The 9,525-nt window shown below is 60.9% G+C and carries 6 protein-coding genes and 2 pseudogenes; 7 read left to right on the plus strand and 1 reads right to left on the minus strand.

Features of this window, described 5'->3' with window-relative positions:
• Nucleotides 1-11: 11 nt before the first annotated feature.
• From sctC to JWR98_RS15495, 5 genes and pseudogenes are all read left to right on the plus strand, one after another.
• Nucleotides 12-1,436: pseudogene (gene sctC, locus JWR98_RS15475) on the plus strand (type III secretion system outer membrane ring subunit SctC); the annotation flags it as partial.
• A gap of 15 nt (nt 1,437-1,451) precedes the next feature.
• Nucleotides 1,452-1,670: a FliM/FliN family flagellar motor switch protein gene (locus tag JWR98_RS15480; protein WP_078734236.1), complete on the plus strand. Its 219-nt coding sequence runs from the start codon at nt 1,452-1,454 to the stop codon at nt 1,668-1,670.
• A gap of 155 nt (nt 1,671-1,825) precedes the next feature.
• Nucleotides 1,826-2,221, plus strand: coding sequence for a winged helix-turn-helix domain-containing protein (locus JWR98_RS15485; protein ID WP_078734235.1), 396 nt, complete (start codon nt 1,826-1,828; stop codon nt 2,219-2,221).
• Entirely contained in the window at nt 2,214-2,675 is a 462-nt protein-coding gene (locus JWR98_RS15490; RefSeq protein WP_078734234.1) for a transglycosylase SLT domain-containing protein, read from the plus strand. The genes JWR98_RS15485 and JWR98_RS15490 overlap by 8 nt, the downstream gene beginning before the upstream one ends.
• A gap of 85 nt (nt 2,676-2,760) precedes the next feature.
• A complete protein-coding gene (locus tag JWR98_RS15495; RefSeq protein WP_078825706.1) occupies nt 2,761-3,789 on the plus strand; it encodes a quinone-dependent dihydroorotate dehydrogenase in 1,029 nt (342 codons plus the stop codon).
• Nucleotides 3,790-3,913: 124 nt separating this feature from the next.
• On the opposite strand, the gene rmf is transcribed toward JWR98_RS15495, so the two are convergent.
• Nucleotides 3,914-4,129: a ribosome modulation factor gene (gene rmf / locus JWR98_RS15500; RefSeq protein ID WP_002553055.1), complete on the minus strand. Its 216-nt coding sequence runs from the start codon at nt 4,127-4,129 to the stop codon at nt 3,914-3,916.
• A gap of 532 nt (nt 4,130-4,661) precedes the next feature.
• Here rmf and rlmKL point away from each other — a divergent pair.
• Nucleotides 4,662-6,926 carry a bifunctional 23S rRNA (guanine(2069)-N(7))-methyltransferase RlmK/23S rRNA (guanine(2445)-N(2))-methyltransferase RlmL gene (gene rlmKL, locus JWR98_RS15505; RefSeq protein WP_078734232.1) on the plus strand — a complete coding sequence of 755 codons (2,265 nt, stop codon included), beginning with the start codon at nt 4,662-4,664 and terminating at the stop codon, nt 6,924-6,926.
• Nucleotides 6,927-7,068: 142 nt separating this feature from the next.
• Nucleotides 7,069-9,455 (plus strand): annotated as a pseudogene (locus JWR98_RS15510) (sensor domain-containing diguanylate cyclase).
• Nucleotides 9,456-9,525 lie beyond the last annotated feature (70 nt).

A 9,525-nucleotide genomic window follows, 5' to 3' on the forward strand; every position in this document is an offset into this window, starting at 1 on the left:
TCACTGCATTGATGCTTCGCCTCGGGCTTTGCCGCTGGCTGCTGTTTGTCGCGTTGATGCTGGGAAACAGGCTGGTCGTTGGCGCGACCTATGAGGCACGGGATGAGAGTCTGCACAGCGTCTTCAGCGCCTTGTCGGTGCCCTTGGGCGTGCCGGTGGTGGTAAGCCGGGAGGTTGCGCGCAAGCGCTTCACCGGGGTGCTGGAACTCGATGCATCGCAGCAGGCGCTGGAGTCGCTGGCGTTGCAATATAGCTTGATCTGGTACGGCGACGGGCAAGCGCTTTACCTCTATGACGCCAGCGAGGCGAAAAGCTCGGCGGTGGCGTTGCGGCATCTTTCCATAGACCGTTTTCGCGCCCTCATGCGGCGTTCGGGGCTCGATGAGACGCGCTATCCCTTACGCGGGAGCGAGGGTCGGACGTTCTATGTATCCGGGCCGCCCAACTATGTCGACCAGGTGTTGCGCCTGGCTCAATTGATGGACCGCCAACGCGCCGACCTCCGCATCGGCAGCCAGGCCTTTGGTGTGGTTCAAGTGCTCAACACCCATGTGGACGACCGCGAGTACGCCTTGGGCGACCAAAAGGTCAGGGTGCCGGGCATGGCATCAACGATTGAAGCCCTGCTGGTCAGTGAGCACAAGGGCCCATTGGCGGACCGAAGCCTCGGAGTAATTGCCTATGCCGACACCAATAGCCTGCTGATCAAGGGCAAACCTGCGCAGGTGAAGTTTATCGAACAGCTGGTGGCGCAGCTGGATACGCCCAAACGGGCCATCGAGGTCTCGTTGTGGCTGGTGGATGTGAACCGTGATGACATGAAGAAGCTGGATCTGGCCCGGAACAAAAAAACCACTGCTTCGAACGCACACATTCTGGATCCGCTGGAGGACAGACAATTGATGGAGCAGATCACCTCCCTGGAACGCCGGCGCCGAGCCAGGGTGGTCACATTGCCGGTGATTCTCACCCAGGAGAATGTACCGGCCGTGTTCGAGGACAACCACACCTTCTACCTGCCGGCCTCGGATAACGATCCCGCCGACTGGAAGCCTGTGCCTTACGGAGCGCAGGTGAGTGTGCTGCCGCGCATTGCCGAGGCGAATCAGATCGAGATGTTGATCAAGGTCGAGGATGGTCGCCAGGTCCGTGAAGTCGGGCGGCGCGGTAAACCCACCGCCGTCGGGCGCGTGAGTGTGAGCACCGTGGTGCGGGTACCTCAAGGCCGACGTCTGTGGCTCGGAGCGTTCAGGCGGGATGCGCGCGAGCAAGGGGAGGGTACGTCACGCACCGGCCCTGCCGAGGTTCGTCTGTTCGTGCTCCAGGCACGGGTCGTCAGCAGCGAATGACAGGAGATGGCGCCAACGCCGTTAAGCGCGGCGCGCTACGACCGCGTGCAACCTGCGTTTGTGCGACCGGGTCGTGATCTCTCTCCAATAAGGCCTTCATCCATGCACCTGGAAATTCTTCTGCAGGAACAACTGGTAAGCCGCAAGCGCTTGGCCGCCTTTGCGCCTGGGAAAGTATTGCCGTTGGCTCCGACCGTCATTCACGGCGTCGAGGTACGGGTCAATGGCCAACTGTTTGCCCTGGGTGAATTGGTGCAGTTGGAAGATCGGCTGGGGGTTGAGCTGCACGAGGTTTATCAAGAGTGGGCGTCAGATGGATAAGGAAAGGTCCTACAGAATCATTCCTGAAATCGCTGAATGTATGGCTTTTCTCTTAGCGTGGCTTGTGCGGCGGGTTCTTATAGTCGTGACGTGGACGCTAGAGCCAGTACTGAAACTAAGGATTTCAATGTCAGTAGTCGGATGCCGAGGACGTTATGGTCGTCGTGAATGAAGAGGGGACGACGTCCCTGGTCTTTGCCCAGTGGACGCTGCACAGCGATGGGCGACTGACCGGCGAGAGTCTGGATGTTCAACTGCCGCCCAAAGAGGGCCACGTGCTGCGGTTGCTGCTGACGTCTGGCGGTGTGCTGATGACCAAGGATCACTTGCTGGAGCAGGGGTGGCCCCAGGGAGAGGTTTCCGAGGAGTCGTTGACGCGCTGCATCTATTCGCTGCGCAAACACCTTGGCGTCGACAAACCGTTCATCAAGACGATCTATGGCCGAGGGTATCGCTTTATATGCCCGGTGCGGGTCGAGGTGCGTGCGCCGTCCCCTGTCACAGAAGCGGCAAAAGTGTGTTCAGCCTGTGGGCAGGTCAGCCATGGGTAGGTGCTGGCGCGCAGTGTTGTTGTTTGGAGTTCTGATGAGCAGTCAGCAGGCATTGGCCTTTTGCTGGGAAGAAACTGCCCGTCGCTACAATATCGAACCGGAGTTGTTGCAGGCCATCGCTGCCGTGGAGTCGGGTTACCGTCCAGAAGCCATGAACCCTGCCAACCGTAATGGCACCCGGGATATCGGCCTGATGCAAATCAATAGCATCCACTTGCCCCGTCTGCTCCAGTCAGGCATTACCGAGCAGCGGCTATTGAGTGAGCCCTGTCTGTCGGTGGAGGTGGGGGCGTCAATATTGGCCGAATTCATCCAGCGTTTTGGCTACAACTGGACGGCGGTGGGTGCCTATAACGCGGGCCCAGGCACCGGGCCACAGCGTGAGGCACTGCGCAGGCGCTATGCGGAAAAAATCTGGGCGTATTACGAGGCCCTGGTACAGCGGCGTTATTGACGTTTGGACGGCATGCCTCGCGTGCATGTGTGTCCCCGGCTATAATCGCCGCCACCTTTCGTCGCCATCCGAGTCTAGCCCGCCCATGTATACCCTGGCCCGCCAGCTGTTGTTCAAACTCTCCCCGGAAACCTCCCACGATCTGTCCCTGGACCTGATCGGTGCCGGTGGCCGCCTGGGGCTCAATGGGCTGGTATGCAAGGCACCGGCAAAAATGCCGGTGTCAGTGATGGGCCTGGACTTCCCCAACCCGGTCGGGCTGGCGGCCGGTCTGGACAAGAACGGCGCGGCCATCGACGGTTTTGCGCAGCTGGGGTTCGGCTTTGTCGAAATCGGCACTGTGACGCCACGCCCGCAGCCGGGCAATCCCAAGCCACGCATCTTTCGCCTGCCGGAAGCCGAGGCGATCATCAACCGCATGGGCTTTAACAACCTGGGCGTCGATCACTTGCTGGCGCGGGTTCAGGCGGCGAAGTACAAGGGCATCCTGGGTATCAATATTGGCAAGAACTTCGACACGCCGGTGGAGCGTGCGGTGGATGACTACCTGATCTGCCTGGACAAGGTCTATGCCCACGCCAGCTATGTCACCGTCAACGTCAGCTCACCTAATACCCCTGGCCTGCGCAGCCTGCAGTTCGGTGACTCGCTCAAGCAGTTGCTCGAAGCGTTGCGCCAGCGTCAGGAAGACCTCGCGGTGCGTCATGGCAAGCGCGTGCCGCTGGCCATCAAGATCGCCCCGGACATGAGTGACGAAGAAACCGTATTGGTCGCCCAGGCCCTGGTGGACTCCGGTATGGATGCGGTAATCGCCACCAATACCACCCTGAGTCGTGTTGGCGTCGAAGGCCTGGCCCATGGTGACGAAGCGGGCGGGCTGTCGGGTGCGCCGGTACGCGACCAGAGCACCCATATCGTCAAGGTGTTGGCTGCCGAGCTGGGCGGGCGCTTGCCGATCATCGCGGTCGGAGGCATCACCGAAGGCAAGCATGCGGCCGAGAAGATTGCCGCCGGTGCCAGCCTGGTGCAGTTGTACTCCGGGTTTATCTATAAAGGGCCTGCGCTGATTCGTCAGGCGGTGGATGCGATTGCCGCTTTGCCCAAACGCGCCTGATCGACAGCCATTAAAAAGGGCTCCATAAAGGAGCCCCCTGGGCCGAAGCCCGCCGCCCGGATGGGACGTGCGTGGTTAAATCGTTACAGATTCAAAGGTGGTATGTCGGAATTAAGTGCCCTGATTAGCCGACGGCGTGAAGTTCGTTGAGTCTGTGGATGCCCGCAGTGCCAGTCATACCGTCCCAGTTGTCGCCGCGTCCTTCTCGCCAGCCGTTGATCCAGGCTTGGCGTACCGACGGTAGAGTAAATGGGCAAAGCTCACGGGATTTGCCATGAACGCCATATTGATATCCGCGTAAAAATGCTCTTTCCAACGGATCACGCTTAAGTCTTCTCATAGGGTGTTTCCCTCACTTGTTGACTGTCTAGATATCCTTCGGCCTCGTCTGAGGCCGGGCAGAGTTTTTCTGCCGTTGGTGGGCTCGCTGCCGGCGTGGCGAGCCGATGTGTCGGCGTCGTTACGGCGCCAACCTGTGTTGAGTTCTAACCAATAGGTCACATGGATTCAATGATCGTTTTGTCATAAGCACGTAACGATAACGATGCTATAGCCATAAGCTGGGATGGCTTTTCGCCCCATTTGTCGGGCAAAGCCAGCTATGATGCACCCTGCCAAGAAAAAAGGTTCTAACCCTGGCTGAGAATGCCCGCCTGTTGCAGTCGGTTATTATTCGACGAAGGGTCGGAATATTTCTTTTTGTTGCTTCAAATTCTTCTTCTGCCCCGTCAACAAAGGCCCAAGGGCCCGTCAGACAGGGTGGAGCGGCACATTCGTGCCACGCGAGCACTCTTCAAGAAAAGTGCTTGATTGAAAACCGAACCGGCGATGCGTCGCCCGTTCATCTATTGCTGAAAAGCCTGGAATGCCCCATGTCGGACCGTTTTGAACTCTTCCTCACCTGCCCCAAGGGCCTCGAAGGCCTGCTGATCGAGGAAGCCGTCGGGCTTGGCCTTGAGGACGCCCGCGAGCACACCTCGGCCGTGCGCGGCATGGCCGACATGGAAACCGCCTACCGCCTGTGCCTCTGGTCGCGCTTGGCCAACCGTGTGCTGCTGGTGCTCAAGCGCTTCCCGATGAAGGATGCCGAGGACCTGTACCACGGCGTGCTGGATATCGAATGGGCCGACCACATGGTCCCCGACGGGACACTGGCGGTGGAATTCAGCGGCCACGGCTCGGGCATCGACAACACCCACTTCGGCGCGCTGAAGGTCAAGGATGCGATTGTCGATAAATTGCGCACCCCGACCGGCGAACGTCCGTCCATCGACAAAATCAACCCGGACCTGCGCATCCATCTGCGCCTGGACCGTGGCGAAGCCATCCTGTCCCTCGACCTCTCCGGCCACAGCCTGCACCAGCGCGGTTATCGCTTGCAGCAAGGTGCGGCGCCGCTGAAGGAAAACCTGGCGGCCGCGATCCTGATCCGTTCCGGCTGGCCGCGTATCGCTGCCGAAGGCGGCGCGCTGACGGACCCGATGTGCGGCGTCGGCACCTTCCTGGTCGAAGGCGCGATGATCGCCGCCGACATGGCCCCCAACCTGAACCGCGAACTGTGGGGCTTCACCACTTGGCTTGGTCACGTCCCGGCACTGTGGAAAAAACTGCACGCCGAGGCGGCCGAACGCGCGGCTATCGGCATGAACAAAGCGCCGCTGTGGATTCGTGGCTATGAGGCCGACCCGCGCCTGATCCAGCCCGCGCGCAACAACATCGAGCGCGCAGGCCTGAGCCACTGGATCAAGGTGTACCAGGGCGAAGTGGGCACCTTCGAACCGCGCCCGGACCAGAACCAGAAAGGTCTGGTGATCTGCAACCCACCCTACGGCGAGCGCCTGGGGGATGAAGCCAGTCTGTTGTACCTCTACCAGAACCTTGGCGAGCGTCTGCGCCAGGCGTGCATGGGCTGGGAGGCGGCGGTGTTCACCGGCGCGCCGGACCTGGGCAAGCGCATGGGTATCCGCAGCCACAAACAGTATTCGTTCTGGAACGGCGCCCTGCCGTGCAAGTTGTTGCTGATCAAGGTCAACCCGGACCAGTTCGTCACCGGCGAGCGGCGTACCCCGGAACAGCGCCAGGCCGAACGCGAGCAGGCCGCCTACGATCAGGCGCCGACCGAGCCGCTGGAACGCCAGTACAACAAGAACGGTAACCCGATCAAGCCCGCCCCGGCCCCGGTGGTCGAGCAGGCACGCTTGAGCGAAGGCGGGCAGATGTTCGCCAACCGCCTGCAGAAGAATCTCAAGTTGCTGGGCAAGTGGGCCAAGCGCGAAGGCGTGGATTGCTACCGCGTGTATGACGCCGATATGCCGGAATACTCCATGGCCATCGACCTGTACCACGATTGGGTCCACGTACAGGAATATGCCGCGCCCAAGTCCATCGACCCGGAAAAAGCCTCTGCACGCATGTTCGATGCGCTGGCGGCGATTCCCCAGGCGCTGAACATCGACAAGAACCGCGTGGTGGTCAAACGTCGCGAGCGTCAGAGCGGCACCAAGCAGTACGAGCGCCAGAGCGCCCAGGGCAAGTTCACCGAGGTCAGCGAAGGCGGCGTGAAGTTGCTGGTCAACCTCACCGATTACCTGGACACCGGTCTGTTCCTCGACCACCGCCCGATGCGCATGCGTATTCAGAAAGAAGCGGCCGGCAAGCGTTTCCTCAACCTGTATTGCTACACCGCCACCGCGAGTGTGCATGCAGCCAAGGGCGGGGCGCGCAGCACCACCAGCGTCGACTTGTCCAAGACCTACCTGGACTGGGCCCGTCGCAACTTCTCCCTCAACGGTTTCTCCGACAAGAACCGCCTGGAGCAGGGTGACGTGATGGCATGGCTGGAGGCCAGCCGCGATGAGTTCGACCTGATCTTCATCGACCCGCCAACCTTCTCCAACTCCAAGCGCATGGAAGGCATCTTCGATGTGCAGCGCGACCATGTGCAGTTGCTCGACCTGGCCATGGCCCGCCTGGCACCGGGCGGCGTGCTGTACTTCTCGAACAACTTCCGCAAGTTCGCGCTCGAGGACAACCTCAGCGCCCGCTACGCGGTCGAGGAAATCAGCGACAAGACCATCGACCCGGATTTTGCGCGCAATGCCAAGATCCACCGGGCCTGGAAAATCACCGCTCGCTGATAAGGCGTAGCCAAAAAGCCGCAAGCCTGGTTTATTCCGCGCTTGCGGCTTTTTTGCGCTGGTCAAACCCTGGGGCGATAGCTATAACTTAAGGCCTAGCCAAAGTGACACCCCCCGCACGCTGGCGTTGTGAGTGTTGCTTATGTCGTTGCAAGCCGTCCGCCCGAAAATCCTAGGTTTTATCAGTGAACAGGCCTCGGCCTGGCTGGTGGCATTGGTGGTGTTTTTGGCAGGGTGTGCCTTGACGGTCATCGTTGCCTGGGCCGCCTCCGATCTCTACCAGCAACAGGTGCGCCAGCGCTTTCAGTTGCTGGTCAACGAGCGCTATACCCGCCTGCAGGAGCGCTTCGAAGACCAGGAGCAACGCCTGAACAGCCTGCGACGGTTCTTCGTCAACTCCAACGATGTGTCCCGCGAAGAGTTCGATGGCTTCGCTCAGCCTTTATTGCTGCGTGCCCGTGCTTATGCCTGGGCCCCACGAGTGTTTCGCGAGCAGCGCGGCCGGTTTGAGCAGGAGCAATCACGTCTGCGCGGCGAGCCCTTTGCGATCCGTGAATTGAACTCCGCCGGTGAGTTGGCCCCTGCGCCTGAACGCGATGAATACGTGCCGGTACTCTACATTCAGACACAAAGCCTGCTGGGCTCACCCCTGGGCTTTGACCTGCTGGCCCAGCCCCTGCGACGCTCAGCCCTTGAGCGTGCGCAGACGAGCGGTGGTTTGGCGGTGTCCCAACCCATGCATTTGGTGGGCGTGGAGCCCGCGTACGCCGCCGGGGTGCTGCTCGTAGCCCCAGTTGCCTCCGAACAGTCGGCGACTGAGGTGCATGGCTACGTGATGGCGGTGATCAGCATGCGCCAACTGGTGGCCGACGGCTTGCCCAAGCCTGCGCGGGACACCCTGGTGATGCAGATCGTCGATACCTCCGACGTGCAAAAACGCGTGCTGTACGCTTCCAGCAATGCCCCGGCGGACAGTGAGCTGGTCGGCGCGCGCGCCTCACCCTGGGTGACCACGTCTACGCCTTGACCCTGCGTCCGAGCCAGGTGTTCGCCCAGGCCAACCATTCCTCGCTGACGACTGTCCTGACCATGGGCGGGCTGCTCAGCCTGTTGTTCAGCGCCTTGCTCTACGTGTTGGTCAGCCAGCGCCAGCGCGCGCTCAAGCTGGTGGAACAGCGCACCGCGGAGTTGCACCAGCGCGAACAGGAGTTGCGCGGCGCCCATGGTCAACTGCGCAGCGTGCTGAACGCCGCCACCCAAGTCGCGATCATTGCCACCGACCTGCGCGGTGTCATCAACACCTTCAATGCCGGTGCCGAGCAGATGCTCGGGTTCAGCGCCGAGCAGGTGGTGGGGCGGTTGACCCTGGAGAGCTTGCACCTGGCACCAGAACTGGAGGCGCGCTCCGCCAGCCTGAGTGTGACCCTGGGCAAACGTATTCCCGCGAACCAGGCGATGCTGGTGGAAAGCCCCGACTCCCTGCATGAAGCCCGTGAATGGACGTTGATACGCTTGGACGGCAGCCCATTGACCGTGAACATGCTGGCCACCGTGTTGCTGGATGATCACGGCTTATGGGTCGGGCATTTGGCGATTTACCTCGACATCACCGAGCAGAAGCGTGCCTACGAAGCATTGGCCGCGCGCGATCGCTTGCTCAAGAAACTCAGCGCCCACGTACCCGGCGGGATCTTTCAGTTCACCCTGGAACCTCAGGAAAACTGGCGCTTTATCTACGCCAGTGACGGTATGCGCGACATTTACGAAATCGAGACAGGCGTGTTGCAGCAGGATGCGAAGAAGGCTTTCGAGCGTATCCACCCGCTGGACGTGGAGCGCGTGCGCGCGTCGATTCGTTTGTCGGCATTGCAGTTGAGCCATTGGCGCGAAGAGTACCGTGTGCAGTTGCCACAACGGGGTTTACGCTGGATTCGTGGCGAAGCGACCCCCGAGGAGTTACCGGGCGGCGGTACGCTGTGGCACGGTTACGTTTCGGATATCTCCGATCTCAAGCGTGTTGAAGAGGAACTGCGCGCGCTGTCCATCACCGACTCCCTGACCGGGATCCACAACCGTCGGTATTTCCAGGATCGTCTCAAGGCCGAGATGGTCAGGGTCAACCGCACGTCCGGGGCCTTATCGGTGATCATGCTGGATATCGATCATTTCAAGCGCATCAATGATAAGTACGGGCATGCAGTCGGTGATGGGGTGTTGCAGGAACTGTGCAAGCGCATCAGTCAACGTTTGCGCCGCACCGATGTGTTCTGCCGTTTGGGCGGTGAGGAGTTCATGGTGCTGTGTCCCGGCACCGATGGCGAACAGGCCTACAGCCTGGCGGAGGATTTGTGGCAGGCGCTGCGCAACGCGCCGATGGAGCCGGTGGGCATCGTGACCGCCAGTTTCGGCGTGGCCAGCTGGCGCGTCGATGAAGGCATCGACGGGTTGCTGTTGCGCGCCGACTCGGCGGTGTACGTGGCCAAGCAGGCGGGCAGGGACCGGGTGGAGGCAGAGAAAGTACAGGCGTGAACATGGAGGAGGGGGCTTGCCCTGATGCCAGTCAGTTAAGGGACAACACTGTATTTGTGGCGAGGGAGCT

Origin of the sequence: Pseudomonas lactucae, assembly GCF_016937615.1 — a bacterium.
Lineage (GTDB): Bacteria > Pseudomonadota > Gammaproteobacteria > Pseudomonadales > Pseudomonadaceae > Aquipseudomonas > Aquipseudomonas lactucae.

What these genes read in the sequence shown, in the direction of transcription:
- JWR98_RS15480 (WP_078734236.1), top strand. Translation starts at nt 1,452, where the DNA reads ATGCACCTGGAAATTCTTCTGCAGGAACAACTGGTAAGCCGCAAGCGC.
- JWR98_RS15485 (WP_078734235.1), top strand. Translation starts at nt 1,826, where the DNA reads ATGGTCGTCGTGAATGAAGAGGGGACGACGTCCCTGGTCTTTGCCCAG.
- JWR98_RS15490 (WP_078734234.1), top strand. Translation starts at nt 2,214, where the DNA reads ATGGGTAGGTGCTGGCGCGCAGTGTTGTTGTTTGGAGTTCTGATGAGC.
- JWR98_RS15495 (WP_078825706.1), top strand. Translation starts at nt 2,761, where the DNA reads ATGTATACCCTGGCCCGCCAGCTGTTGTTCAAACTCTCCCCGGAAACC.
- rmf (WP_002553055.1), bottom strand. Translation starts at nt 4,129, where the DNA reads ATGAGAAGACTTAAGCGTGATCCGTTGGAAAGAGCATTTTTACGCGGA.
- rlmKL (WP_078734232.1), top strand. Translation starts at nt 4,662, where the DNA reads ATGTCGGACCGTTTTGAACTCTTCCTCACCTGCCCCAAGGGCCTCGAA.